25 protein-coding genes are annotated in these 26016 nt (G+C 75.7%); 14 read left to right on the forward strand and 11 right to left on the reverse strand.

The genetic code is table 11. The features are described 5' to 3' along the window. Positions 1-21: 21 nt before the first annotated feature. On the forward strand, positions 22-645 hold the full coding sequence (locus tag QSK52_RS25365) for an AAA family ATPase (protein ID WP_285738461.1): 624 nt from the start codon (positions 22-24) through the stop codon (positions 643-645). Here QSK52_RS25365 and QSK52_RS25370 read toward each other — a convergent pair. Continuing rightward, a complete protein-coding gene (locus QSK52_RS25370) occupies positions 642-1274 on the reverse strand; it encodes an MBL fold metallo-hydrolase (protein ID WP_285738462.1) in 633 nt (210 codons plus the stop codon). The two genes, QSK52_RS25365 and QSK52_RS25370, sit on opposite strands and share 4 nt — an antisense overlap. Next, entirely contained in the window at positions 1274-2359 is a 1086-nt protein-coding gene (locus tag QSK52_RS25375; protein WP_285738463.1) for an S-(hydroxymethyl)mycothiol dehydrogenase, read from the reverse strand. The genes QSK52_RS25370 and QSK52_RS25375 overlap by 1 nt, the downstream gene beginning before the upstream one ends. Before the next feature lie 536 nt (positions 2360-2895). Here QSK52_RS25375 and QSK52_RS25380 point away from each other — a divergent pair. The 3 genes from QSK52_RS25380 (at position 2896) to QSK52_RS25390 (ending at position 4814) form a co-directional block, all read left to right on the forward strand. Next, entirely contained in the window at positions 2896-3303 is a 408-nt protein-coding gene (locus QSK52_RS25380; protein WP_285738464.1) for an SsgA family sporulation/cell division regulator, read from the forward strand. Positions 3304-3495: 192 nt separating this feature from the next. Then, a complete protein-coding gene (sigK, locus tag QSK52_RS25385; protein ID WP_285738465.1) occupies positions 3496-4080 on the forward strand; it encodes an ECF RNA polymerase sigma factor SigK in 585 nt (194 codons plus the stop codon). Beyond that, entirely contained in the window at positions 4077-4814 is a 738-nt protein-coding gene (locus QSK52_RS25390) for an anti-sigma factor (RefSeq protein WP_285738466.1), read from the forward strand. The genes sigK and QSK52_RS25390 overlap by 4 nt, the downstream gene beginning before the upstream one ends. 169 nt (positions 4815-4983) lie before the next feature. Here QSK52_RS25390 and QSK52_RS25395 read toward each other — a convergent pair whose 3' ends face one another. From QSK52_RS25395 to QSK52_RS25415, 5 genes are all read right to left on the reverse strand, one after another. After that, a complete protein-coding gene (locus QSK52_RS25395) occupies positions 4984-5736 on the reverse strand; it encodes a DUF1295 domain-containing protein (protein ID WP_285738588.1) in 753 nt (250 codons plus the stop codon). Positions 5737-5792: 56 nt separating this feature from the next. After that, entirely contained in the window at positions 5793-7070 is a 1278-nt protein-coding gene (locus QSK52_RS25400) for a class I SAM-dependent methyltransferase (RefSeq protein ID WP_285738467.1), read from the reverse strand. 32 nt (positions 7071-7102) lie between these two features. Continuing rightward, on the reverse strand, positions 7103-7879 hold the full coding sequence (locus QSK52_RS25405; RefSeq protein WP_435053362.1) for a DUF1365 domain-containing protein: 777 nt from the start codon (positions 7877-7879) through the stop codon (positions 7103-7105). A 2-nt stretch (positions 7880-7881) separates the two neighbouring features. Then, positions 7882-9156, reverse strand: coding sequence for an NAD(P)/FAD-dependent oxidoreductase (locus tag QSK52_RS25410; RefSeq protein WP_435053363.1), 1275 nt, complete (start codon positions 9154-9156; stop codon positions 7882-7884). A 183-nt stretch (positions 9157-9339) separates the two neighbouring features. Further along, entirely contained in the window at positions 9340-9795 is a 456-nt protein-coding gene (locus tag QSK52_RS25415; protein WP_352230308.1) for an SRPBCC family protein, read from the reverse strand. Between the two features lie 181 nt (positions 9796-9976). On the opposite strand from QSK52_RS25415, the gene QSK52_RS25420 reads away from it, so the two are divergent. From QSK52_RS25420 to QSK52_RS25430, 3 genes are all read left to right on the forward strand, one after another. Further along, positions 9977-10279: a DUF3040 domain-containing protein gene (locus tag QSK52_RS25420; protein ID WP_285738468.1), complete on the forward strand. Its 303-nt coding sequence runs from the start codon at positions 9977-9979 to the stop codon at positions 10277-10279. Between the two features lie 90 nt (positions 10280-10369). Next, positions 10370-10675, forward strand: coding sequence for a hypothetical protein (locus QSK52_RS25425; RefSeq protein ID WP_285738469.1), 306 nt, complete (start codon positions 10370-10372; stop codon positions 10673-10675). A gap of 118 nt (positions 10676-10793) precedes the next feature. Beyond that, entirely contained in the window at positions 10794-11156 is a 363-nt protein-coding gene (locus QSK52_RS25430) for a hypothetical protein (protein ID WP_285738470.1), read from the forward strand. Between the two features lie 36 nt (positions 11157-11192). Here the strand turns inward: QSK52_RS25430 and QSK52_RS25435 are convergent, their stop codons facing one another. After that, complete coding sequence (locus tag QSK52_RS25435) at positions 11193-11762, reverse strand: TetR/AcrR family transcriptional regulator (protein WP_285738471.1); 570 nt, start codon at positions 11760-11762, stop codon at positions 11193-11195. A 129-nt stretch (positions 11763-11891) separates the two neighbouring features. On the opposite strand from QSK52_RS25435, the gene QSK52_RS25440 reads away from it, so the two are divergent. The 4 genes from QSK52_RS25440 (at position 11892) to pip (ending at position 15446) form a co-directional block, all read left to right on the forward strand. Next, complete coding sequence (locus tag QSK52_RS25440) at positions 11892-12176, forward strand: hypothetical protein (protein WP_285738472.1); 285 nt, start codon at positions 11892-11894, stop codon at positions 12174-12176. A gap of 157 nt (positions 12177-12333) precedes the next feature. Next, on the forward strand, positions 12334-13662 hold the full coding sequence (locus tag QSK52_RS25445) for a hypothetical protein (RefSeq protein WP_285738473.1): 1329 nt from the start codon (positions 12334-12336) through the stop codon (positions 13660-13662). 97 nt (positions 13663-13759) lie between these two features. Continuing rightward, complete coding sequence (locus QSK52_RS25450) at positions 13760-14395, forward strand: VOC family protein (RefSeq protein WP_285738474.1); 636 nt, start codon at positions 13760-13762, stop codon at positions 14393-14395. Between the two features lie 64 nt (positions 14396-14459). Then, entirely contained in the window at positions 14460-15446 is a 987-nt protein-coding gene (gene pip, locus QSK52_RS25455) for a prolyl aminopeptidase (protein WP_285738475.1), read from the forward strand. A 52-nt stretch (positions 15447-15498) separates the two neighbouring features. Here pip and QSK52_RS25460 read toward each other — a convergent pair whose 3' ends face one another. Next, positions 15499-17190, reverse strand: a complete 1692-nt coding sequence (locus tag QSK52_RS25460; RefSeq protein ID WP_285738476.1) for an ABC transporter family substrate-binding protein — start codon at positions 17188-17190, stop codon at positions 15499-15501. A gap of 363 nt (positions 17191-17553) precedes the next feature. On the opposite strand from QSK52_RS25460, the gene QSK52_RS25465 reads away from it, so the two are divergent. The 3 genes from QSK52_RS25465 to QSK52_RS25475 are packed head-to-tail and all read left to right on the forward strand — an operon-like array spanning position 17554 to position 21633. After that, positions 17554-18537 (forward strand): ABC transporter permease, encoded by a 984-nt coding sequence (locus QSK52_RS25465; RefSeq protein WP_285738477.1) that lies wholly within the window; start codon positions 17554-17556, stop codon positions 18535-18537. Positions 18538-18595: 58 nt separating this feature from the next. Continuing rightward, entirely contained in the window at positions 18596-19561 is a 966-nt protein-coding gene (locus tag QSK52_RS25470) for an ABC transporter permease (protein ID WP_285738478.1), read from the forward strand. Next, positions 19558-21633: an ABC transporter ATP-binding protein gene (locus QSK52_RS25475; RefSeq protein ID WP_285738479.1), complete on the forward strand. Its 2076-nt coding sequence runs from the start codon at positions 19558-19560 to the stop codon at positions 21631-21633. The genes QSK52_RS25470 and QSK52_RS25475 overlap by 4 nt, the downstream gene beginning before the upstream one ends. 35 nt (positions 21634-21668) lie before the next feature. On the opposite strand, the gene QSK52_RS25480 is transcribed toward QSK52_RS25475, so the two are convergent. Beyond that, complete coding sequence (locus QSK52_RS25480; RefSeq protein WP_285738480.1) at positions 21669-24860, reverse strand: penicillin acylase family protein; 3192 nt, start codon at positions 24858-24860, stop codon at positions 21669-21671. A 157-nt stretch (positions 24861-25017) separates the two neighbouring features. After that, entirely contained in the window at positions 25018-25902 is an 885-nt protein-coding gene (locus QSK52_RS25485; RefSeq protein ID WP_285738481.1) for a helix-turn-helix transcriptional regulator, read from the reverse strand. Between the last annotated feature and the right edge of the window lie 114 nt (positions 25903-26016).

The following is a 26016-nucleotide window of genomic DNA, read 5'->3' on the forward strand; positions in this document are numbered from 1 at the left end:
CGCGACGACGGGGGAGAACACGTGCAGGTCACCGGGTACGCCCCGCGCGAGGTCGCCGACCTGCGCGGCCGCCCCGGCGGACCGCTGGTGCTCCGCTACGGGCCGGACGCCGCCGTGCTGGTCGGCGGCGTCCCCGGCAGCGGCAAGTCCACCCTGCTGCGCCGCTGGGACGCCCCCGCCGCCCTGATCGACCCGCGCACCACCCGCCTCGCCTGCCAGGCCCGGATGCCCGCCGCCCTCCCGTACCCCCTCTACCGCCCCGCCGTGCGCGTCCTGCACTTCCTGCGCACCCGCGCCGCCTTCCGCCGCGCCGGGCCGCTGCTGGTGCACGACTGCGGCAGCCGCTGGTGGATGCGCCGCGCCCTGGCGCACTGGGCCCGGCGCAGCGGACGCGAACTGCACGTGGTGCTGCTCGCCGTCCGCCCCGCCGAGGCGCTGGCCGGCCAGCACGCCCGCGCCCGCACCGCCGCCCCCCGCACCTTCCGGCTGCACGTCCGCCGCACCGCCCGGCTGCTGGCCGCCCTGGAACGCCGCGGACGGACGGCCTTCCCCGGCGCCCGCTCGGTGCTGCTCGCCGACGCGGCCTCCCGCGAACGGCTGGCCGGGATCCGCTTCGGCGACCGGCGCCCGGACGAGAGGACCTAGTGGCCGCGGGCGATCCACTCCTCCAGGTGCGGGGCCTCCGCGCCGATGGTGGTGGAGTCGCCGTGGCCGGTGCGGACCACCGTCTCCGGGGGCAGCGTCAGCAGGCGCTCGCGGATCGAGGCGACGATGGTGGGGAAGTCCGAGAACGACCGGCCGGTGGCGCCCGGGCCGCCCGCGAACAGGGTGTCGCCGGTGAAGACGGTGCCCAGCTCCGGGGCGTACAGGCTGACCGCGCCCGGGCTGTGGCCCGGGGTGTGCAGGACGGACAGCACCGTGCCCGCGACGGGGAGCTCCTGGCCGTCGGCCAGTGCGGCGTCCGGTTCGCGGTCCGGGTGGGTCTGCCGCCACAGCACCTGGTCCGCGGGGTGCAGCAGCACCGGCGCGCCGCCGTTCAGCGCCGACAGTGCGGGCGCCGCGTCCACGTGGTCGTTGTGGGCGTGGGTGGAGACCACCGCGAGCAGCCGCCGGCCGCCCAGCGCCGCGTGGATCGCCGCCGCGTCGTGCGCCGCGTCGATCACCACCGCCTCGGTGTCGTCGCCGACGATCCACACGTTGTTGTCGACCTGCCAGGTGCCGCCGTCCAGGCTGAACTCGCCCGAGGTGACCAGCTGTTCGATCCGGGCCGCCATCAGAACACCACCACCGAGCGCAGCACCTCGCCGCGCTGCATCCGGGCGAACGCCTCCTCCACGCCGTCCAGCGGGACGGTCTCGCTGACGAACGCGTCCAGGTCCAGGCGGCCCTGCAGGTACAGGTCGATCAGCATCGGGAAGTCCCGCTCCGGCAGGCAGTCCCCGTACCAGGACGACTTGAGCGCGCCGCCCCGACCGAACACGTCCAGCAGCGGCAGCTCCAGCCGCATCTCCGGCGTCGGCACGCCCACCAGGACCACGGTGCCCGCCAGGTCGCGGGCGTAGAACGCCTGCCGGTACGTCTCCGGGCGGCCGACCGCGTCGATCACCACGTCGGCGCCGTGGCCGCCGGTCAGGCTGCGGATCGTCTCCACCGCGTCCACCGCGCGGGAGTTGACGGTGTGGGTGGCGCCCAGGCGCTGCGCGGTGGCGAGCTTGCGGTCGTCCACGTCCACCGCGATGATCGTGCCCGCCCCGGCCAGCCGGGAGCCCACCACCGCCGCGTTGCCCACGCCGCCGCAGCCGATCACCGCGACGCTGTCGCCCCGGCCCACCTGGCCGGTGTTGATCGCCGCGCCCAGACCGGCCATCACCCCGCAGCCCAGCAGACCCGCCGCGGCCGGGGACGCCGCCGGGTCGACCTTGGTGCACTGGCCCGCGGCGACCAGCGTCTTCTCCGCGAAGGCACCGATGCCCAGCGCCGGGGACAGCTCGGTGCCGTCCTCCAGCGTCATCTTCTGCTCCGCGTTGTGGGTGGCGAAGCAGTACCACGGCCGACCGCGCTTGCAGGCCCGACAACTACCGCACACCGCACGCCAGTTGAGGATCACGAAGTCACCCGGGGAGAGGTCCGCCACGCCCGCGCCGACCGACTCCACCACGCCCGCCGCCTCGTGCCCCAGCAGGAACGGGAACTCGTCGTTGATCCCGCCCTCCCGGTAGTGCAGGTCCGTGTGGCACACCCCGCACGCCTGCACCCGCACCACCGCCTCACCCGGCCCCGGATCCGGCACCACGACGGGCACCACCTCCACCGGCGCCCCCTTCGCACGTGCGATCACACCCCGGACAACCTGAGCCATCTCCGTACCCGTCCTCGCTCGGCCAACGGCGGCGCCCGGTGCTGGACGCCGCCCAGCAGCGAACTTACGCGCTTTCAGCTGCGAAGTCGCCCGTGGGGTCCGGCGGCACGCGTGGTGCCTCCGGCGGGGTTCACGGCGGGGCGGCGGCCTCCGGTGCGAACTCCGGCCGTGGGCGGCCGTGGTGGGGACGGGATCCTCCGGGAAGGGCTCGTACCCGACCGGCAGCCCGGTCTGCCCGAGCAGGTCCGGCGCGAGGCCGGGTCCGCCCGCGAGCGCCGCCCGGCGGGCGCGCTCCACGGTTCCAGGAACTCCCGCCCCCGGTCCGTGCCCCCTTCGGTCCTCTGTGCCGCCGTGATCGACGGACCCCGCTCCAGCAAGCACGTCCCACCGTCAGCGGACTGGGCCGTTCGTGTGGTGAGCGCAGGGCATCGGTGAAGGTTCTGCGTCGATGTGCGGATCTCCGGGCCGGGCGGGTAGTCGGGGTCCTGCCGTCACCTTTCGGCACCGCCGCCGCCGTCTGGAAGGAAGCCGCCCGCATGGCCGTCGCCACCTGCTGGTCCACCACCGTCACGCTCCCGCACAGCCCGCACCCCGACCTGGCGGTGGAGGCCGGGCTGCACTTCGACACCTCGCTGCCGTACGCCGTCCGGCTGGCCTTCCCGCCGGTGGGCCGGATCGACGCCGTGGAGTGGGTGTTCGGCCGCGACCTGCTCAACGAGGGACGCCTCGCCCCCGCCGGACACGGTGACGTCACCGTCCGCCCCGGCGCCGTCGGCGAGGTGCTGGTCACCCTGCACGGCGGCACCGGGGAAGCGGTGGTCAGCATCCCGGCCGAGATCGTCACCGGCTTCCTGGTCGAGTGCTACTCCCTCGTCCCGGCCGGCCGCGAGGGCGACCACCTGGACGTGGACGGCCTGATCACCCGCGTCCTGGAAGCCTCCTGACGAACCACCGGGCCCCGCAGCCGTAGGAGGTGCGCCGAGGCGCGCCCCCGGCGGGGCAATCCGGGCGGGCGGCCGTGACGAACAGCGGTGGAGAAGTGTCGTCGATTCGCCGCGGCCGGGGTTCCGGCCGTCGCCAGGGGAGGCCCCGGTGCCGGTGGTGCAGTGCAGGAACGTCCGTTGCGGGGCGGCGGGATGAGCCGCGTGGTGTCGCTGGCCCCGCCGCGCAGGCCGGGGCCCGACCTGGGGGAGCTGCTGTCACGGGTGGTGCGCGGCGACCAGGAGGCGTTCGCCGCGCTGTACGACGCCGTCGCCGGGCCGGTGCTCGGGCTGGTGCGGCGGGTGGTGCGGGACGCCGCGCAGTCCGAGGAGGTCGCCCAGGAGGTGCTGCTGGAGGTGTGGCGCACCGCGGCCCGCTACCGGGCCGAGCGCGGCGAGGTGCTGCCCTGGGTGCTGACCATCGCGCACCGGCGGGCCGTCGACCGGGTCCGCTCCGCGCAGGCCGCCGCCGACCGCGACCGGCGGGCCGCGGCCGCCTCGCAGGCCCCGGCCTTCGACGAGGTCGTCGAACAGGTCGAGGGCCGGTTGGAGCGGGAACAGGTGCGGCGCTGCCTGCGGACGCTGACGGAGCTCCAGCGCGAGTCGCTGACGCTCGCGTACTACCGCGGCTACAGCTACCCCGAGGTCGCCCAGGTGCTCGGCGCGCCGCTCGGCACCGTCAAGACCCGGATGCGCGACGCCCTGATCCGGATGCGCGACTGCCTGGGGGTGGCCGCGTGAACGCCCTCGACCCGCACACCCTGACCGGCGCGTACGCCGCGCACGCCCTCGACCCGGAGGAACGCGATGCCTTCGAACGCCACCTCGGCCACTGCCCGTCCTGCGCCCAGGAGACCGCCGAGTTCGCCGCCACCCTGGCCCGGCTCGGGGCGGCCGAGACGGTCACCCCGCCGCCGGAGCTGAAGGCCCGGGTGCTGGCCGCGCTGCCCGGCGTCCGCCAGGAGGCCCCGCAGCTCGCCCGGACGGCCCGGCCCCGCGCCCGACCGGCCCGCCGCGCACCGCGGTTCGCCCTCGCCGCCTGCCTCGCACTGGCCCTCGGCGCGGGCGCGGTCGCCGTCCAGCAGCACCGGGAGGCCGAGCGGGCCCGCGACCGGGCCGCCGCCCTCGCCCGCCAGCAGCAGACCGTCGCCGCCCTGCTCACCGCACCCGACGCCCGCACCGCGACCGCCGCCACCGCCGGGGGCGGCACCGGCACCGTCGTCTGGTCGGCCGCCCGCGACCAGGCCGGTTTCCTCGCCACCGGCCTCCCCGCCCCGGGCCCCGGCCGCACCTACCAGCTCTGGTACGACGACGCGGGCACCATGCGCCCCGCGGGCCTGCTCCCCACCGGCAGCGGCACCCTGCTGCTCACCGGCGCCCTCGACGGCGCGGCGGGCGTCGGCGTCACCCTGGAACCGGCGGGCGGCTCCGCGCACCCGAGCGGGGCGCCGGTGCTGCTGCTGCCGTTCAGCTGAGGAGGGGGAGCGGGCCGGTGGCGGTCGCAGACCGACGACCGGCCCCGGCCCCGCCCCGTGCAGCCGGTGGCGCTGCAGGCCTCCGCCCGGGTGCTGGTAGGACCGGCCCGCACCGACCCGGCGACCGCCGCAGGGCGGACCACCGGTGCGGGGGCGGGGCGGCGGGCGTTCAGCGGCCGTGGGGGCGGCGGGGCGGGAGGGGGAGGAACGGGCTGGTGCGGGCGGTGTACTCCGCCCAGCCGGGGCGGTCGGTGGTGGCGAGGTGGCGTTCCAGCATCGGCTTGCCGCTGCCGAAGGCGAGCAGCCAGGTCATCAGCAGCGGGCTGCCGACGAACGCCCAGCCGACCGGGTGGTCGGCGGCCAGCAGGAACAGGCCCCACCAGACGCAGGCGTCACCGAAGTAGTTGGGATGGCGGGTGTACCGCCACAGGCCGCGGTCCATGACCCGGCCGCGGTGGGCCGGGTCGGCCTTGAAGCGGGCGAGCTGGGCGTCGCCGACGGCCTCGAAGAACAGGCCGACCGCCCAGAGCGCGGTGCCCGCCCAGGCGGTCGGGCCGGGCGGCTCGGGCAGGTACTGGGCGGCCAGCACCGGGAGGGCGACGAACCAGACCAGGGCGGCCTGCAGCAGGTAGACGATCCGCAGCGCGTACCGGGTGCGGGGCGCCCCGGCGGGGGCCCTGGCGAGCATCCGGGCGTAGCGCGGGTCCTCGGGCAGGCCGCGGGCCCGCCACCACAGGTGGGCGGCCAGGCGCAGGCCCCAGACCGTCACCAGGGCGGTGGCCAGCGCCCGGCGGCCCCCGTCGCCGTACCCGGCGGACAGCGCGCAGCCGGTCAGTGCGGCGGCGGTGAAGGCCAGGCCCCAGGCGACGTCCACGCCGCGGTGGCGGCCGGTGCGCACCCCGACCGCGAAGGCGGCCAGCATGACGGCCAGCACCGCGGCGGCGGAGGCGGCCGCACCGGTGGCGAACGCGGCGGCGTTCACCGCAGGCCGTCCCGGGTCAGCAGCACCTGGTGGACGTTCAGGTAACCGGAGCGGAACCCGGCCTCCGAGTACGCCAGGTACAGCTCCCACATCCGGCGGAACACCGCGTCGAAGCCCAGCGCCGCGACCTCCTCGGCGCGCTCCGTGAAGCGCTCCCGCCACAGCCGCAGGGTCTGCGCGTAGTGCGGCCCGTACGCGTCCGCGCCGACCACCCGCAGCCGGGTGTGCGCGGCGGCGGTGTCGGCGACCGCCCGCAGCGAGGGGATCTGCCCGCCGGGGAACACGTACTTGAGGATCCAGGTGTACGTGCCGCTGCTGGCCAGCATCCGGGCGTGCGGCATGGTGATGGCCTGCAGGGCGACCCGGCCGCCGGGGGCGAGCAGCCCGTCCAGGGCGGTGAAGTAGGCGGGCCAGAACGGGCGTCCGACGGCCTCGATCATCTCCACGCTGACGATCGCGTCGAACTCGCCCCGCACGTCCCGGTAGTCGCACAGCCGGACGTCGACCCGGGCGGACTGCCCGGCGTCGGCGATCCGTCGCCGGGCCAGCGCGAGCTGCTCGGCGGAGAGCGTCACGCTGACCACCTCGGCGCCGCGGGCCGCGGCGCGCAGGGCGAGTTCGCCCCAGCCGGTGCCGATCTCCAGCAGCCGGGTGCCGGGGCCGACCCGGGCCAGGTCCAGCAGCCGGTCGATCTTGCGGTGCTGGGCGGGCACCAGGTCGCTCCAGCGGGTGGCGGGCGAGGGGTCGGAGAACACCGCCGAGGAGTACGACATGGTCGGGTCCAGGAACAGCGCGAACAGCTCGTTCGACAGGTCGTAGTGCCGGTGGACGTTCTGCCGGGCGTTGGCCGTGGTGGACAGCTCCTCGGCCGGGGTCCGCCGCAGGTACAGCCGCCGCAGCGCCGCCGTGCCGGGCGGCACCAGGGTCTCCGGGGCGGCGGCCAGCGCGGTCAGCAGGCGGACCAGGTCCGGGCTGTCCCAGTCGCCCGCCTGGTAGGACTCGCCGAAGCCGATCAGGCCGCCCGCGCCGAGCCGGTGCGCGAACGCCTCCGGCCGGTGCAGCCGCAGCACCGGCGCCCCGGGCGGTGCGGGCCGCAGCAGCCGCCCGCCCGGCAGTTCGACCCGCAGCCCGCGGCGGGCCGCCGCCCGGCGCAGCAGCCACCCGGCCGCCGCGGCCCGCACGGGGGCGTGCGGCACCCGGGCGACGTCCGGCCAGCGCAGCGGGTCGACGGTGGGCGAGGGGAACGGGGTGGCGGTGGTGGGGGCGGTGGTCATCGGGGCGGGGCCTCTCCGGAGCGGTTCGGTGGTCACGGGCGGGCCGCCCGTTCGGCGGACGGGCGGGGGTGGACGGGCAGGCCGCGCAGCCACAGCCGCACGCCCTGGACGCGGATCCGCAGGCTGACGGCGAAGGTCGCCAGCGGGTACCGGAGGGTGGTCCGCAGCAGGGCGGCCGGGCCCGCGGGGCGGCCGGTGCCGGAGACGGTGGCGGTCAGGGCCGGGCCGCCGGGCAGCTCCAGGCGGACCGACAGGTGCAGGCGGGCGCCGTCCGGGGCGGGCTCGGGCAGCAGCAGGTGGTAGCGGCCGTCGGGCGGCAGGAACGGCGAGACGTAGAAGTCCTTCGCGACCCCGGCCAGCCCGGCGGCGTCCGGGCGCAGCAGGTAGCGGTGCCGCTCGCCGTAGGTGTTGTGGACCTCGGCGACGGTGCACAGCGGCGCGCCCGCCGCGTCCCGGCACCAGTACACCGTGAGCGGGTTGAACACGTGCCCGAGCGAGCGGGCCTGGGCGAGCATCAGCACCCGGCCGCCGTCCAGCTGCAGGCCGTGCGCGGCGAGGTCGCGCTCCAGGTCGCCGCGGAGGGTGGGGGAGCCGGGGTGCAGGGCGTGGTCGCGGGGCAGGAAGCGGGCCAACGGGCGCAGCGGCCACGGCAGTTGCGGCAGCGCGTCGAGGTCGACCAGCCAGAGCGGGAAGCGGTGGCGGAACACCCGGCGGGGCTCGGCGCGGACGTGCGTGGTGCGGGCCTCGTACAGCAGCGCGCCCCACGGGCCGGGCAGTGCCGCCCGGGGCGCGAGGGCGGGGTCGTTCAGGCTCACGGGGCGACCGCCGCGAGCAGCCGGTCGGCGGCGGCCAGGCCGGAGCGGCAGCCGTCCTCGTGGAACCCCCAGCCGTGGTGGGCGCCCGCGAACGCGGTGCGGCCGGTGGCCAGTTCGGGCAGCCGCCGCTGCGCGGCGACCGTGCGGGCGGTGTACACCGGGTGCTCGTAGACGGTGCGCGAGACCACCAGCTCCTCGGGGACGGGGGAGTGCTCGTCCTCGTTCAGCGTCACCAGGTAGTCCTCCGCCCCGCCCAGCCGCAGCAGCCGGTTCAGGTGGTAGCTGACCCGGACCCGGTCGGAGGGGGCGTCGCAGCTCGGCATCCGGTAGTTCCAGGAGGCGCGGGCCCAGGCCGCCCGGGGCAGCAGCGAGGCGTCCCGGTGCAGCACCGTCGGGTTGCGCGAGTACTCGAACGCGCCCAGCACCTCCCGCTCGGCCCGGGTCGGGTCGGCCAGCAGCCGCAGCGCCTGGTCGGCGTGGGTGGCCACCACCACGGCGTCCGCCCCGGTCGAGCGCCCGTCCTCGGTGGTGACCGTGACGCCGTCCGGGTGGCGGCGCACCGCGCGCACCGGCGCCGCGTGGTGCACCGTGCCGGACCGGGCGGTGACGTGCTCGGCGATCCGCGCCACGTACGCGGCCGAGCCGCCGACCACGGTGCGCCAGGTCGGCGAGCCGCTGACGCTCAGCAGACCGTGGTTGGCCAGGAACGTGAACAGGTAGCGGGCCGGGTAGTCCCCCGCGAGGTCCGGCGCGCAGGACCAGACCGCGGACACCACCGGCGTCATGAAGTGCCCCACGAAGTACGGCGAGAAGCCGGACTGCTCCAGGAAGTCGCGCAGGCTCGGGTCGCCCAGCCCCGGATCGGCCACCAGGGCGCGTGCCAGCCGGTGGAAGCGCGGCACCTCGCCGAGCATCCGCAGGTACCGGCGGCGCAGCAGCGAGCCCGGCGTCGCCAGCAGCCCCGCCGGGCCGCGCGCCCCCGCGTACTCCAGCCCGCAGCCCTCGCAGCGCACCGACATGCTCATGTCGCTCTCCTGGGTGCGCACCCCCAACTCGCCGAACAGGCCGACCAGTTCCGGGTACGTCCGGGCGTTGTGCACCAGGAAGCCGGTGTCCAGCGCCAGCTCCCGGCCGTCCGCCGCCGTGGTCCGCTGGGTGTGCGCGTGCCCGCCCAGCCGCCCCTCCGCCTCGAACAGCTCCACCGTCACCCCGGCCCGCGCCAGCGCGTACGCCGCGCTCAGCCCGGACACCCCGGCCCCCACCACGGCCACCCGCCGCACGCCCGAGGGGCGGCGGCGCGGCGGAGGTGGGACGGAGCCTCCGCTGGAAACGGTGCCGAGTGTCGTCACGTGGGTCCTCCCCGCTGCTCCCGGGCCGCCCTCGGCGACCCTCGTACCGGCCATTCGGAGCCGCCGTCCGCCCGGATTGCTCCGAACGGGGGACCGGTCCGCCGGTCAGGACCGGTCCAGCACCGCGGGCAGCCGCTGCTCCACCGCGTCGGCCAACCGCCCGAACTCCCGGCGCAGGAACGGCTCCGCCAGCCGCGCCACCCCGTGGAAGCGCAGCCGGGCCCGGTAGCGGACCACCGCCCCGGACCCGTCCGGGGACGGGTCCACCAGGATCTCGTCGGTGGCCGTGACCGTCCGGTTGCGCCCGACGAACACCAGCCGGTCCGACTCCCGGGCCGCCAGCTCGTACACCAGCTCGGTGCGCCGCCCCCGGAACACCGACACGTTCCGCCAGCGCGCCCCCGGCACCGGCGGGCCCGCCCCCAGCGGGACGCACTCCGCGGTGCCCGGGTCCCACTCGGCGGCGTGCGCGAAGTCCGCCAGGTAGGCCAGCACCTCGCCCGCCGGGCGCACCGTCCGCATCTCCCGCACCACCTCGATCACCCGGACCTCCTCGTTCACGGCACGACGACCGGCATTCGGAGCCGCGCCCGGGGCGGATGGGGGCGGGAGGGGCGCCGTGCCGCCCCGAAACGCTGCGCCAGCGCTGCGAGAAGGCACCCGGCCGCCCGGCGGCGAAAGCTTTCCGCAGGGAGGGGTACACGCGGTGGGCCCGGTCCGCCGCACCGAGAGGAGAACCGCGATGGACACCCGACTGACCGCGCGGGAACGCGTCCTGCTCGCGGAGATCGAGCACCACCTGTGCCGGACCGACCCCCGGCTGGACCGGCGGCTCGGCCGCCCGCCCGGACGGGTCGTCCGGCTCGCCCACCGCCCGCGCCCGCTCGTCCTGGCCGTCGCCCTGCTCGCCGTCCTGACGGCCGCCGGGGCGCTGTGGGCCGGGGCGGGCGGCCCGCAGCCGCTCGCGGCCGTGCTGCTCGCCGCCGGGGCCGCCCTGCTGGGCGCGCTCGCGCTGCACCGGCTGGCCACCCTGCACCTGGGCTGACGGCCGCGCCCGCGGGGCCGCCGTTGCACCCTGCGGTGGAACCGGGCGGGCGGGCCGTGACCCCGGTGGGGGCGGGGAGTTGGACCGGGCGTGACAGAGCCTGCGCATACCAGCCCGCTGCCCGTGGTCCGCCTCCAGTGGACGCTGCTGCAACCCCTGCTGGCCGCCCTCTCGGAAGCCGGGGTGCCGCTCCGGCCCGGGGACCTGGACCAGTTGCAGCACGCCGCCGCGATCGGACCGGAGTTCGCCCACGCCCTGGCCCGGTGGATCCGGGCCGCGCACACCGCCGGCCCGGCCCGGCCGCCCGCCGCGGTCCGCACGCTCGCCCCGCGCCCCGAGCGCCCCGCCCTCGGCGGGCCCGCGCCCGCCGTCGTCCGGGACCGGCACGCCTCCTGAGCGCCGGGCCGGCCCCCGACCGGCCCCCGGCCGACCCCTGATCGCCCCCGGCCCGACCACCCGACCAGCCCGCCCGCGTAACCGTCGCGGGCCGTGACCCGTTGGACGGAACATGCCCGTGATCAACGAACCGCGCCGCCCGCAGGGCGGCCACCCGGCAGCGGCGCCCCCGCGCGTCCCCGACCCGGCCGACCCGCACGGCCGACCCGCCGGGCCGCCGTCGCTCGGACACCAGGCACCGCAGCGGCACCAGGTGCCGCAGGGACACCAGGCACCGCAGGGGCACCAGGCGCCGCAGGCGTCACTGGGGCACCAGGCCGCCGCCCAACTGCTCGGCCTGCGCGAGGTGGTGCTGCCCGCCGCGGTGGTCGCTGCCGCCGACCTGCTGCTCGGCGACGCCCTCGGCAGCGATGACCCCGTCACCCGGGAGGCCGCCGCCGCCACCCGCGGACGGCTGCGCGCCGCGCTGGGACAGGCTTGACGCTCCCCTCCCCGCCGCGGGACCGCAGGACGGCCGCTACGGGGTGCCCGGGGCGCCCGGGGCGCGCAGTCCGTCGAGGATGACGGTCAGCGGGCGCTCGTCGGGGGTGTGGCGGCGGGCCCGGGAGGCGCCGGCGAGCAGGGCGACGACGTCGTCGACTCCGACGTCCGCGCGCACCGCCGCGGCCCGCTGCGCCCGGTGCAGCAGGGCGGCCACGGCCTCGGTCAGCTCTGCGGCGACCGGGGCGGCGGTCTCGTCCGGGTGGACGCCCGACTCGGCCAGTGCGTCCAGGAGTTCGAGCTTGCTCGCCGAGCCGCGGACGGTGGCGGCGAAGAAGTCGAAGAAGGCCGCCCCGGGGTCCGGTGCGGCGGCGTACGCGCGGGCCTCGGCGGCGATCCGGGTGAGGCGCGCCAGGACGAGGGCCCGCAGCAGCGCCTCCTTGGTGGGGAAGTGCCGGAAGACGGTGCCGACCCCGACGCCCGCCGCGCGGGCGACCTCCTCGGTCGAGGCGGCGGTGCCCCGTTCGGCGAAGACCCGTTCGGCCGCGTCCAGGACCCGCGCGCGGTTGCGCTGCGCGTCGGCGCGCAGGGGGCGGTCGGCGGTCATCGGCCGCCCCTTGAAAACGGAGTGGCCAGTCCGTATCGTCGAATCGGAGTCACGAGTCCGATTCTAGGGCTGAGCGTCCGCCGGGCCGAACGGTCCGGCGGGTTCCACCGCGGAGGGGCGGAGACCGACATGTGGCAGACCGTACTGCTCGCGTTCCTGGCCGGGTTGCTGGCCGCGAACGCGTACCCCCACTTCACCAAGGGCATCGCGGCGGAGCGGTTCCCGACCGTCTTCGGGTCCTCCCCGCGGGTCAACGTGCTGGCCGGCTGGGCGGGGCTGGCACTCGCCGGGCTCTGCCTGCTGGGCGCGCACCCGGTGCGGCACCCCGGCGGCGCACTGCTGGGGCTGGCCGTCGGCGCGCTGCCGACGGCCCTGTTCCACGCCGCGGGCCGCACGGTCGGCGACCGCGACTGAATCCGCCCCGGAAAGCGTCCGCCCGGAAACCGGACCGGTCCGAGAACGGCGCGATCTCGCTGCACTGCCGGGGTTTGGGAGAGGAATTCAATTGACCGGGGAACGGCGTTCCCCGATTCCCGGCCGGATGCGGGGAAAGGCGCCCTCATCTCGTGCCATGGCGAACGGCGCGTTCCACACCGTGTACGGCATCGAGATCAACCTCACCCGGCCCGACCCGGGCCACCCCGACCGCCCCGGCCTGCTCGCCGAGATCACCGCACCGGTCGAGCGGCGGGACCGCCACCTCCTGCAGTGCCTCCAGCACCACCGCGAGGGCCGCTGCGGGGCGGAGGAACAGGGCGGGGAGCGCTCCCCGTGGATGCACGTCCGGCGGAGCACCGTCGGTGCCCGCACCACCTGGGTCGCCGCGCACCTGCCCGCCCGCCACCGGCCGACCGCCGAGGAGGACGACCGGCGCAAGGCCCTGCAGGAGCGCATCGCCCGCGCCGCCGACCGGCACGGCTGCCGGTACGAGGTCGGCGCCCGCACCGGCGGCCGGGCCCGCGGCGACGTGCTGGTCACCGGGCCGGGCGGGCTGCGGATCGGCTGGACCGGCCCGTACGCGCCGGTCACCGCCGAGACGGTGCGCCGCCGTTCGCGGGCCGCCGCCGAGCACGGCATCGTGCCGCTCTGGGTGACCTGCGACGAGCGGGCCGCGCCGGTCGACCGGGCGCCGTGGGCCCGGGTCGACGACCTGCCGTGGCAGCGGATCGCCTCCCGCGCGCCGATGGCGGTGCGCGCGGGCGTGCGGCACCTGCAGCAGTGGAAGTGCCTGCGCGGCAGCGTCCGCGCCTGCCCGCTGAACGGCTCGTGGTGCGGGCGGCTGCACACCGGCTGGTACCTGCCCGCGCTGTGCCTGCCGAGCAGGCCGCCCACCGACGTGGACGAACTGGTCGGGGCGAGCGCGGCCGGGGAACTCGTCCCGATGCGGGTGCCGTTGCAGGCCGACCCCTCCGCGGTCGCCCGGATGTGGGTCCCGGTCGCCGACCGGGACCGCTGGCGGGAGACCTTCGCCGAGGAGGACCGGCCCGCCCCTCCGGGGCCCGCCGACGCCGCGCCCGTCGCCCCCGCCCCGGACGCGGGCGTCAGCTACCCCGGCGAGGAACTGGACCGGGTCTGCCGCTACGGCGAGGAGGACTTCGCCTACGACGACCCGCGCCCCCGCACCCGCCACCGGGCCCGGTCGCGGGACGGCCACGCCGACGCGGTCGCCCTGCACACCCACGACGGCGTCCCGGAACGGCTGCTCACCGTCCCCCGCCAGAGCCGCCGCGGCCTGGTCGTCACCCCCGAACAGCGCCAGCGGGCCGCCGCCGCGCTCGACTGCCACGTCGCCCACGTCGGCCCGTGCGCGGGCTGCGGCGCCCCGATCGACCGCTACGGCCCCCGCGGCGTCCACGCCTGCGCACCCTGCCGGGCCCGCGTCCTGGCCCGCCGGCGCTGAGCGCGCCCGGGGTCCGGGCGCACCGGCAGGAACCCGGCGGGGCACCGGTCAGGAATCGAGAAGCCCCGGGCGGGCGGCGGAACCTAGCGTGGTGGGCATGGCAGACATCGACAGCATCACCCTGGACGCGGCCGACCCCGAGGCCGCCGCACGTTTCTACGCCGACGCGTTCGGCCTCGACGAGGGCCTGCTGCGGCTGCGGGCCGCGACCGAACCCAGCGAGGGGTTCCGCGGGTTCACGCTCGCCCTGACCGTGCCCGAGCCCGCCGACGTGGACAGCTTCACCGCCTCGGCGGTGGCCGCCGGTGCGACGGTGCTCAAGCCCGCCGCCAAGTCGCTGTGGGGCTACGGCGCGGTGGTGCAGGCCCCGGACGGGGCGATCTGGAAGCTGGCGACCTCGGCGAAGAAGAGCACCGGCCCGGCCACCCGCCGCGTCGCGGAGGTCGTGCTGCTGATCGGGGTGGCGGACTTCGCGGCGACCAAGCGCTACTACGTCGAGCGGGGCTTCACCGTGGCCAAGGGCTTCGGCCGGGTGTACGCCGAGTTCGCGCCGGGGGAGGGCCGGGTCAAGCTCGCGCTCTACCGCCGCAAGGCGCTGGCCAAGGACCTGGGGGTGGCCCCGGAGGGCGGCGGCTCGCACCGGCTCACGGTCAACGCCGCGGGGACGGAGGCGTTCACCGACCTGGACGGCTTCCGCTGGGCGGCGGCGGAGGTGCCCACGGGCGCCGCCTGAGACCCTTCGGCGGCTGACGGTCAACCAGTTGCCGTGGAGGACAAGGCGGTTATGATCGTCCGTCATGCCTGCGACCTCCCTGGACGACCTCCTCCACCCGCCGACCGTCCCCTACGACCGCGGATTCCTGGACACCGGCGACGGCAACCGCGTCTACTACGAGCAACTCGGCAACCCCGACGGCAAGCCCGCCCTGTACGTGCACGGCGGCCCCGGCGCGGGCACGCCGGACCGGCCGACCCGGGCGTGGGACCCGGCGCGCTACCGGGTCATCCGCTACGACCAGCGCAACTGCGGGCGCAGCACCCCGCACGCCAGTGACCCGGCCGCGGACCTGGCGCTGAACACCACCCGGCACCTGGTCGACGACATGGAGCGGCTGCGCGAGCACCTCGGCATCGAGCGCTGGCTGCTGGACGGCGCCTCCTGGGGCTCCACGCTGATCCTGGCGTACGCGCAGCAGCATCCGGAGCGGGTCAGCGAGATCGTCCTCCAGGCGGTCACCACCACCCGCCGGGCCGAGACCGACTGGCTCTACCACCGGGTGTCGGCCTTCAAGCCCGAGGCCTGGGACCGCTTCCGGGCCGCCGTCCCCGAACACGTCTGGGACGGCGACGTGTACGCCCTGCTGGCCGCCTACGCGCGCCGGATGGAGCACCCGGACCGGGCGGTGCGGGCGGCGGCCGCCGACGCCTGGCTGGCCTGGGAGGACGCGGTGGTCTCGGACGAGCCGAACGGGATCCCCGGCATGTACGGCGCCCGGGAGGCGGACGACCGGATCGCCTTCGTCCGGATCTGCGCGCACTTCTTCAGCCACGGCGCCTGGCTGGCGGAGGACCAACTGCTGCGCGGTGCCCACAGGTTGGCGGGCATCCCGGGCGTGCTGGTGCACGGCCGGTACGACATGGGCTCCCCGGTGCAGACCGCCTGGGAGCTGGCCAAGGCGTGGCCGGACGCCCGGCTGCACGTCTTCGACGACTCCGGGCACGTCGGCGGCGAGGCGATGCGGCGGACGGTGTTCGAGGCCCTGGAGGAGTTCAAGCACCGCTGAGCCGCCCGGTGCCGGCCGGTGCCGCCCGGGGCGGGCGGCACCGGCCGGGCGGTCACTTCTGCCAGCCGACCGAGGTGATCACGGTGCTGGCGAGGCTGCCCGCGCCGTAGTTGGCCAGGCCCTTGCGGACGGCGACGATGCTGGGGCGCTGGTAGAGCTCCAGGGTGTGGCCGAGCTCCCAGATCTTCGCGTCGGCCTGGTTGTACAGCTCGGCGGCCTGCGCCGGGTCGAGGGTGGCGGCGGCCTTGCGCAGCAGGGTGTCGATCTCGGGGGTGCTGAGCTTCGAGTAGTTGCCGAACACGTTGTCGCCCTGCGGGGCGCGGTAGATCGCCACCGTCTGGGAGAGCGGGAAGGAGTCGGTGTTGCGCCAGCTGGCCAGGTCGAACTTCCCCTGGTTGACGTACTTGGTGAAGTACTCCTTGCTGGGCACCTTGTCGACGACCAGCTTGACGCCGACCTGCTGGAGCATGTTCTGCGCGGCGGTGGCCAGGTCGGTCTGCGCCTGGTTGGAGCCGTCGCTGAGCACGTAGTGCAGCTCCAGCGGCTGCCCGTCCTTGCTGCGGGTGCCGCCCGCGTCCTTCCAGCCGGCCTCGTCCAGCCACTTCTTCGCGGTGTCCGGGTCGTAGGCGGCCCAGTCGCCGGAGTTGTTGCGGTAGCCGTTCTGGTTGGTCATGAACAGGTGGTTGTCCAGCGGCTTGAACTCCACCGGGACGCCCTTGTTGGCGATCTTGATCAGTGAGGCGCGGTCCAGCGCCCGGCCGAGCGCCTGGCGGACCTTCCGGTCGGCGAGCGGGCCGTTGCCGCCGAAGGAGATGTGCACCTCGTCCCAGGGGGTGCCGGTGCGGATCGCCGCGTCGGGGGCGTCCTTGAGCTGGCCGTACGAGGCGGCGCTGCCCGCCGAGGCCAGGTCGATCTCGTTGTTCAGGAACGCCTGGGTGATCGCGGCGGCGTCCAGCACCCGGTAGGTGATCCGGTCCAGCTTGGGCTTGGGGCCCCACCAGCGCGGGTTGGGCGTCAGGGTGATGGTCTGCGCGGTCTTGTCGGCGTTCGAGACCACGAACGGGCCGCCGAAGAGCGGGGTCCTCTCCACCCAGCCCTCGTTGAAGTCCTGCGGGGTGGAGAGTCCGGCGGCGGGCAGCAGCGGGTTGAACAGGTTCTGCCAGTCGGCGTACGGCTCGGCGAAGGTGACCTTGACCTCGCTCGGGTCCGCGCCCTGCTCGACGGCGGAGATCTGCTCGTAGCCGGAGGGGTCGGCGATGTTGTACGCCGGGTCCTTGCCGTTGGAGGTCTTCCAGACCGCCGCGAAGTCGCGGTAGCCGATCGGGGTGCCGTCCGACCAGACCGCCTTCGGGTTGAGCTTGTACGTCACCACCTGCGGCGAGGTGGAGGTGACCTCGGCGGAGACCAGGTACGAGGGGTCGGGGTGGTAGCCGCCCTTGGCGTCGACCCGGAAGAGCTTGGCCTCGGTGTAGCCCATGATCTCCACCGCGTCGCCGTACCTGCCGTCGACCTGGTACGGGTTCCACTGGGTGATCCACTGCTGGAGCGGGAGGCGCAGCTCGCCGCCGTCCTTGAGGTTCTCCGGCGGCTGCGGGTTGTTGTCCTCGGCGTCCACGGTGGGGGCCACGGTCTTGGCCACGTCGCCGGATCCCCCCGCCGAGCTGCAGGCGGTCGCGGCGAGCAGGACGGCGAGGGCCGCGGCGGCGGTGCGGCCGGAGCGGCGGATCGCGGACGGTGTGTGCATCGGGGGAGTCCTCGGATTTCGAAGAGTCGGGAGCCGTCGGGTGTGGCGACGCTTGATGGTGGGCAGCCAAGTCGGTGCCGGCGGGCCGAACGTAACAGCCCGTCAGTCCGCCCACCAGGGGGTCGTGCGCAGAACTGATCGAAACGAAACGCGGCGCAACACCGCCGCAACACCCCGTCCGTACCCGTCTGATCAGCTGTGACCAGCGGGTTCGTCGGGCCGGACGGTCGGGTCGGTCGGAGGGGCCCTGGACGGACCGCTCGGCGTGGCGTACAACTGCTGCGCGAAAGTGCGTCAAAACCCGTACTAGCGAAGGCAAATGACCATGTTCCCCAGGTGTGCGAACCACACCGGAGGCAGGCCGTGACGCGATACCTCGCGGGGCGGCTCGGCTACTACGCCGCCCTGCTGACCGCAGCGGTGTTCCTCTCGTACGCCCTCACCGGCACCGCGCTCGGCCCCCGCGCCTACTTCGAGGCCAAGCAGCCGCGCCCCTCCGCCGCCGCCGTCGACCGGCAACTGACCGCGCTCAACCTCAACGACCGCACCCCCGTCGTCGAACGCTTCGGCACCTGGGCGAACGGACTGCTGCACGGCGACCTCGGCCGCACCATCCACGGCACCGCCGTCAACGAGGAGTTCGGCCGCCGGATCTGGGTCTCGCTGCGGCTGCTGCTGGTCGGCAGCCTGCTCGGCATGCTGCTCGGCGTCGCCGCCGGGGCCTGGAGCGCGGTGCGGCAGTACCGGCTCTCCGACCGGGCGCTGACCGTGCTCTCCTTCGTGCTGCTCTCCACCCCCGTCTTCCTGCTCGCCCTACTGCTCAAGAACGGCGCCATCGCCGCCAAGAACGCCGCCGGGCACGAGGTGATCCCGTTCACCGGCTACGAGACGCCCAACCTGGCCGGCGGGATCGGCACCCACCTCGCCGACTGGGCGCTGCACCTGCTGCTGCCCACCCTCTCGCTCGCCCTCGGCGGCCTCGCCACCTACAGCCGCTACCAGCGCGCCACCATGCTCGACGTGCTCGGCGCCGACTACCTGCGCACCGCCGAGGCCAAGGGGCTCACCCGCGGCCGCGCCCTGCTCAAGCACGGCCTGCGCACCGCGGTCATCCCGATGACCACCATGTTCGCCTACGCCTTCCTCGGCCTGTTCACCGGCGCCGCCTTCACCGAGACCATCTTCGGCTGGCACGGCATGGGCGAGTGGTTCATCCAGGCCGTCAACGAACAGGACGTCAACTCGGTGGCCGCGGTCAACCTCTTCGCCGCCGTGGTGGTCCTCGCCGCGGGCTTCCTCGCCGACGCCCTGCACGCCGCGCTCGACCCCCGGGTGCGCACCGCATGAGCGCGCAGTTCACGTCCTCCGCACGGAAGTCGGCGCTCCGCCCCGGGACGGTGACCGCATGAGCGCCGAACTCACGGCCGTAGCACAGCAGCTGACCGATGAACCGGTCGCACCGCGCGGGCGGCTGCGGCTGGCCGCCGGGCGGCTGGCCGGCTCGCGCGGGGCGCTGGCGGGGCTGGTGGTGCTGGGGCTGCTGTTCCTGCTGGCCTTCGTCGGGCCGTACCTGACGCCCTGGGACTACGCCGCGCCCGACTACGCCAACCTGCGCCAACCCCCTTCCGGGGAACACTGGTTCGGGACGAACGGGCTCGGGCAGGACGTGTTCGCGCAGACCGTCCGCGGGCTGCAGAAGTCGCTGGTGATCGGGCTGCTGGTGGCCGTCCTCTCCACCGGGCTGGCCTCGCTGGTCGGCGCCTGCGCCGGCTACTTCGGCGGCTGGACCGACCGGGTGCTGACCTTCCTGGTCGACCTGCTGCTGATCTTCCCGGCCTTCCTGGTGATCGCGGTGCTCTCGCCCCGGCTGCGCGGCAGCGGCTGGATCGCCTTCGTGCTGCTGCTCGCCGTCTTCAACTGGATGGTCACCGCCCGGGTGGTCCGCTCGATGACCCGCTCGCTGCGCGAGCGCGAATTCGTCGCCGCCGCCCGCTACATGGGCGTCGGACCGTTCCGGATCATCTGGCGGCACGTGCTGCCGAACGTCTCCTCCTTCCTGATCATCGACGCCACCGTGACCGTCGGCGGCGCCGTGATGAGCGAGGCCGCGCTCTCCTACTTCGGCTTCGGCGTCCGTCCACCCGACGTCTCGCTCGGCACCCTGCTGGCCGCCGGAGCCGCCGACGCGCCCGTCTTCCCCTGGCTGTTCTACTTCGCCGCCGGACTGCTGGTGCTGTTCGTGCTCGCCGTCAACCTGGTCGGCGACGGCCTGCGCGACGCCCTCGACCCGACGGCCGCCGCCGGACGCCACCGCCCCCGGCGCAGAAGCCGCCGCCGTCCCACCACCCCCGCCCGCCGGAGCACACCGTGACCACCCCGCCGCCCACCCCGACCGCCCCGCTGCTCACCGTCCGCGGCCTCACCGTCGACTTCGACGGCCACCCGGCGGTCCGCGGCGTCGACCTCGACCTGCACCGCGGCGAGACCCTCGGCCTGGTCGGCGAGTCCGGCTCCGGCAAGTCCGTCACCGCGCTCGCCGTCCTCGGCCTGCTGCCCGCCACCGCCCGCACCGGCGGCTCCGTCCGGCTGGACGGCCGCGAACTGCTCGGCCTGCCCGCCCGGCAGCTCGCCACCGTCCGCGGCCGCCGCATCGCGATGGTCTTCCAGGACCCGCTGTCCGCCTTCACCCCCGTCCACCGGATCGGCGACCAGATCGCCGAAGCCGTCCGGATCCACCAGGACGTCGGCCGCGCCGCCGCCCGCAGGCGCGCCGCCGACCTCCTCGACCTGGTCGGCATCCCCGACCCGGCCCGCGCCCTGGACGCCTTCCCGCACGAGTTCTCCGGCGGCATGCGCCAACGCGCCATGATCGCCATGGCGGTGGCCAACGAGCCCGACGTGCTGCTCGCCGACGAACCCACCACCGCCCTCGACGTCACCATCCAGGCCCAGGTCCTCGACGTGCTGCGCACCGCCCGCCGGGAGAGCGGCGCCGCCCTCGTCCTGGTCAGCCACGACCTCGGGGTGATCGCGGGCAGCGCCGACCGGGTCGCCGTCATGTACGCCGGGCGGATCGTCGAGACCGCCCCCGTCGACGAGCTGTTCGCCGCACCCCGCCACCCCTACACCCTCGGCCTGATCGGCGCCGTCCCCCGGCCCGACGGCCGCGGCGGCCCGCTCGTCCCGATCCCCGGCCGCCCGCCCGCCGCCGGTGAACCCGCCGGCCCCGGCTGCGCGTTCGCCGACCGCTGCCCGCTCGTCGAGGACCGCTGCCGCACCGCCGAACCCCCGCTCACCGGCACCGACGCCGACATCGGCTCCGGCCCGGGTGAGCACCGCGCCGCCTGCGTCCGGGCCGACCACCTCGCCGCGACCCGGCCCGCCCCCGCCGAGGTCTACCCCGTCCCGGCCCTGCCCGCCGCCGTCCCCCGCCCGCGGGCCGCCCGCGACAGCGTCCTCACCGTCCGCGGCCTGACCCGCAGCTTCCCCCGCCACCGCGGCGGCCTGCTGCGCCGCCGGGCGGGCGAGGTGCACGCCGTCGACGGCGTCGACCTCGACGTCCGGCAGGGCGAGACGCTCGGCCTGGTCGGCGAGTCCGGCTCCGGCAAGTCCACCACCCTGTACGAGATCCTGCGCCTGGCCGCCCCGCAGGGCGGCCGGATCGAACTCCTCGGCCAGGACACCGCCACCCTCGACCGGGCCGCCGTCCGGCGGCTGCGCTCCCGCGTCCAGATCGTCTTCCAGGACCCGGCGGCCTCCCTCGACCCGCGGATGCCGGTCGGCGACGTGCTCGCCGAACCCCTGCTCGCCCAGCGCACCCCGAAGGCGGAGGCCCGCCGCCGCGTCCCCGAACTGCTGCGCCAGGTCGGCCTCGACCCCGCGCACGCCGACCGCTACCCGCACGAGTTCTCCGGCGGCCAGCGCCAGCGCATCTCCATCGCCCGCGCCCTCGCCGTCCGCCCCGACCTGCTGGTCCTGGACGAACCCGTCTCCGCCCTCGACGTCTCCGTCCAGGCGGGCGTGCTCAACCTGCTCCAGCAGCTCAAGGCCGAACTCGGCCTCGCCTACCTGTTCGTCTCCCACGACCTGGCGGTGGTGCGCCACCTCGCCGACCGGGTCGCCGTCATGTACCTCGGCCGCACCGTCGAGAGCGGCACCGCCGCCCGCGTCCTCGACCGCCCCCGCCACCCCTACACCCGCGCCCTGCTCGCCGCCGTCCCGCTCCCCGACCCGCCCGCCGAACGCGCCCGCCCCCGCCTGCTGCTGGCCGGCGACCCGCCCTCCCCGGCCGAACGCCACCTCGGCTGCCCCTTCCGCACCCGCTGCCCCGTCCACCCCACCCTCACCCCCGACCGGCGCACCCGCTGCGCCACCGAGACGCCCCCCGCCCTCCCCGCGGCCCCGGGCGTCGACCACACCGCCGCCTGCCACTACCCGGACTGAGGCCGGGCAGTGGCAGGGGCCCTGCTACGGCCGGGTCACTTGGCGTAGATCCCTACCTCGTCGAGCGAGTAGCGGTTGTCGGTGCCGCGGGCCAGCATCACCACCCGCACGTGGCGGGCGTCGACCGGGCTGAAGGCGCGGTTCTCCAGGCCGCCGCGGTCGGTGGTGGTGGAGTAGACGGTGCGCCAGGTGGTGCCGTCGGTGGAGACGTCGACGCGGTAGGCGGTGGCGTACTGGTCGGACCAGTCGAGGACGACCCGGCCGACCCTGCGGACGCCGCCCAGGTCGACGTCCAGCCAGGCGGTGGCCACCGTCTTGGACGCCCAGCGGGTGCCGGGGTTGCCGTCGACGGCCTGCCTGGGCGGGTAGGCGACCACGACCGCGTCCTGGTAGTCGGAGGCGGTGGCGGTCGCACCGCGGGCCAGGTTGGTCAGGTCGTCGGTGCGGCGGGCCGGGAACTCCACCACCTGCTGGTAGGTCGGCCGGTTCTGCCAGGCGATCCGCGGGACGGTGATGCCGCCCATCGCCCGGTGCACGATCGAGTCGGCGCACAGCTGGTCGCCCGCCGCGCAGTACTTGTCGGCCGGGTACGTGGTGGTCGCCGGGGTCGCCACCGCCCGGGCGAGGGTGGTCAGCAGCACCTGCCGGCAGGCGTCGAGCGCGCCGCCGCCGCAGTACGCCCTCTCCAGCGGCCCGGCGACCGGGCGGCCGAGCACCGTGCGCAGGTCCTTGTCCACGTACGACCACCAGCCGTGCTGGAACGCCGAGCCCTTGTGCGCCTCGCCCGCCGCGATGTCGCTGCCGCCGGAGGTGGTGCCCAACTGCCCGCCGGAGGGCGTCTCGTTGATCGGCGCGACGGCCGTCAGCGCCCGCCACGCGCCGTCGCCCAGGCCGGGCCGGAACTCGCCCTCGACCAGCAGCGGCCACCAGGCGTCCAGCACCCGGATCGCCTCCGCGTCGGTGTACGCGCCCGCGCCCCTGCTCGCCTCGCGCCGGTGCGAGCCGCCCGCCGCCCAGGCCTTCAGCTCGGCGACGGCGCCGGCCGCCGCCGGGTCGGCGACCGGCGCCGAGTCCAGCACCGCGAGCAGTTCGGGCAGCACCCGCTCGGCCCGCAGGTCGACGTTGGCGGCGTCCTCCATCGCCTTGACCAGGTCGGTGCGGGTGACGCCGCCGCGCTGCACCAGCGCCTTCACCCGGGTGTCCAGCAGGTCGGCCCGGTGGACGGCGCCGTTGCCCCAGGCGGAGGTGAAGCCCGGGGCCTGCTTGTTGTTCCAACTGACGTAGTAGTCCTGGTCGGTGGACTGCGCGTGCCGGGCGGGCGGTTCGACCGCGGGGGTGTTGGTGGCCCGGTCCCAGCCCTGCCAGGTGTAGGCCGGGCGGGCCAGGACCGGCAGGTCCGGGTCGGTGCCGGGGGCGCGCAGCGGCTCGGCGCCGGAGTTGTAGTACGCGGTGTGGTCGGCGTCCGCGTAGAACCAGTTGAAGGTGTAGCCGATGTCCTGCGCGGCCCGCTGGAACGCCGCCGCCGAGGTGATTGCCGCCGGGTCGTTGAACTGCTGGAAGCCGATCACCGAGTCCACCTCGTGCCGGTAGGTGGAGCGCAGCGCGGTGTACGCCACCGGCCGCCCGCCGACCGTCCCGGTGTGGGTGACCAGCCCGTAGGCCGAACGCAGCGTCACCAGGTCGTAGGCGCCCGCCGCGGTGGAGTCCGCGGTGGTCGGCTGCCAGGCGTTGTGCCTGGTCAGGCGCTCGAACGGGGTGCAGGTGCCGTCCAGCAGGTAGCCGGGGGAGGAGGTGGACGGGGTGCCGCCGCCCGGCTCGCACAGGTCGACCGCGAAGGTGTCGGTGATGTCCTGGTTGGCGGAGGTCGCGCTCCAGGAGTAGTCCAGGCCGCGGCCGATCTCCACGTAGAAGCTCAGACCCGGGAAGGACGCGCCCCGGCTGCGCAGGCCCGGGCCGTCCAGCTCCTGCACCATCAGGATCTGCGGCGCGTAGTAGCCGGTCTGCGGGCCGAACACGGCGACCGGGTGCCCGGAGGCGGTGTGCGCGCCGGAGACCAGCAGGGCGTTCGACATGCCCTTCTTCGCGGTGATCAGGTCGGCGGGCAGCACGCCCTCGGCGGCCGGGGCGGCCGTGGTCCCGGCGGATCCGGTGGCGTTCGCGGCGTGCGACAGCTCGGTGACCGACCCCGGGTCCGGCAGCGCGGTGCCCACCGGGGCGGCGGGCGAGGCCGCGTACGGGAAGGCGGTGCCGTCGTGCACGGTGGCCGTCGCCTCCGGGTCGTCCTCGGCCCGCCAGGCCGCGTACGCCCGGTCGCCCGCCTCGGTGCCGTACTGCTGCCGCAGGGCGAGCCGGGCCAGTGCGTTGCCGACCTCGCCGCCCCCGCCGCCGCCGAAGATCGCCCCGATCACCGAGGAGATCGCCACCACGTCGGTGGGCGTGAACGGCTCGACGGTCGACCCGTGCCCGGTCAGCACGTACTCGCCCGGGTAGGTGTCGGCCGCGACGTCGGCCGCCGCGAAGGCGTTCAGGCCCGCCACGTAGTCCTGCACGTCCTGCCAGGCCTGGGCGCCGCGCGGGCCGGACGCCTTCACCCGGTCGATCTGCTGCTGCAGGTCCGCCTCGGTGTACGGGGCGACCGCCCACAGGCTCTGCTCCAGCGCCCGGTTGCCCGGCGCGCCGCCCGCGAACGAGGACAACTGGCCGCGGCCCACGTGCCGCAGCACGTCGATCAGCCAGAGCCGGTCCTGCCCGGCCGCGTACCCGGCGCCGAACTCGGTGTCCGAGCGGGTCACGCCCTTGACGTGCGGGGTGCCGGTCGCCTTGTCCCGGGTGATGGTCACCCCGGCGCGCGGCGTGGTGGTGCTCTCCACCTGCCCGGCGGGCACCCCGAACGAGGCGTCGTTGAAGTACGCCGACAGCTGGTCCGGCGTCAGGCCGCTGTAGTCGTGCAGCAGCGCGTCGTACGCGTCGACCTGGTCCGCCGAGTGCGCCGGGCGGGTGCCCACGCTCTGGTGCAGCAGGATCCCGGCCAGCGTGGCGTGCCCGTTCTCGCCCGCCGTCAGGATGTCCTGGCACTGCCCCAGGCACGGGTCCCCGGCGGTGGGGGCGGGCCCGGCGGCGGCCCCGGCGGCGGGCTGGGCGGTGAGGGCGCCGAGCAGCAGCGCGGTGGAGGCGAGCACGGCGAGGACGGCCGAACGCCATCGGCGCGGAACGGGGGCAGCGGGCACCTGGGCCTCTTCCTGACAGTGGGTATCGGAAGTTCGGGCGCACGCTAGTCCGCGGAGTGACCGACGGGTAGGGGTCGCGCGGGCGTTGCCACGGAACTGTCATCCATCCGTCACGCAAGCGAACTGACGCCCCGTCGGAGCACCGGCCCGTCGCCCGTCAGGAGGCGTCCGGACGGGACCCGGCCGGGGTGAAGGAACGGCCGGACAGCTCCGAGGGCGCGGCGAGTTCGGCCAGCACGTGCAGCGCGGCCTGCGAGGGGGAGCCCTCCTCGGCGGTGTACGTCACCAGGGTCTGGTCGGGGTCGCCGGGCAGGGTCAGGCTCTCGTACGCGACGGTGAACTCGCCGACCGCGGGGTGGCGCAGGTGGTAGGTGCCGTGGGTCTTCTCCCGGAGCTCCTGCTGCTCCCACAGCCGCCGGAACTCGCCGCTGCGCTCGGACAGTTCCGCGACCAGCGCCGGGTACGCGGGGTCGCCGGGGTGGCGGCCGAGGTCGAGCCGCAGGTAGGCGACGATGTCGCGGGCCTTCGCCTCCCAGTCGACGAAGCGGCTGCGCAGCTCCTCGTGGCAGAAGACCAGCCACGCCTTGTTGAGCCGCTCGGCCGGGAGCGCCGCGAAGTCGACCATCATGGCGGCCATCGGCGCGTTCCAGGCCAGCACGTCGGTCCGGCGGCCCACCACGTACGCCGGGGTGTGCGGCATCGAGTCCATCAGCCGGCGCAGGCCCGGACGCACCTGCTGCACGGGCGCCGGCAGCGGCCCGTCGGTGGCCCGCACCAGCCGGTGCAGGTGACCGGTCTCCACCCGGTCCAGGCGCAGCGCCCGGGCGACGGCGTCGACGATCGCGTCGGACACGTTCTCGGCCCGGCCCTGCTCGAACCGGGTGTAGTAGTCGGCGCTCACCCCGGCGAGCTGGGCCAACTCCTCCCGGCGCAGGCCCGGTACCCGCCGCCGCTCGCCGAAACCCCGCAACCCCGCGTCCTCCGGACGGATCCGGGCGCGGCGGGAGCGCAGGAAGGCACCGAGGTCGGCTCGTCGGTTCATGCCCGTGATCCTAGTGAACCGGCCCGACGGGCCGGGCCGGACGGACGGGTGGACGGGGGCCGGACGGACGGGGCCGCGGGGCGCCGGAAAAGTCGCAGGCATGAAGGAGCGTGC

The organism is Kitasatospora phosalacinea, from assembly GCF_030268885.1.
Classification (GTDB): domain Bacteria; phylum Actinomycetota; class Actinomycetes; order Streptomycetales; family Streptomycetaceae; genus Kitasatospora; species Kitasatospora phosalacinea_C.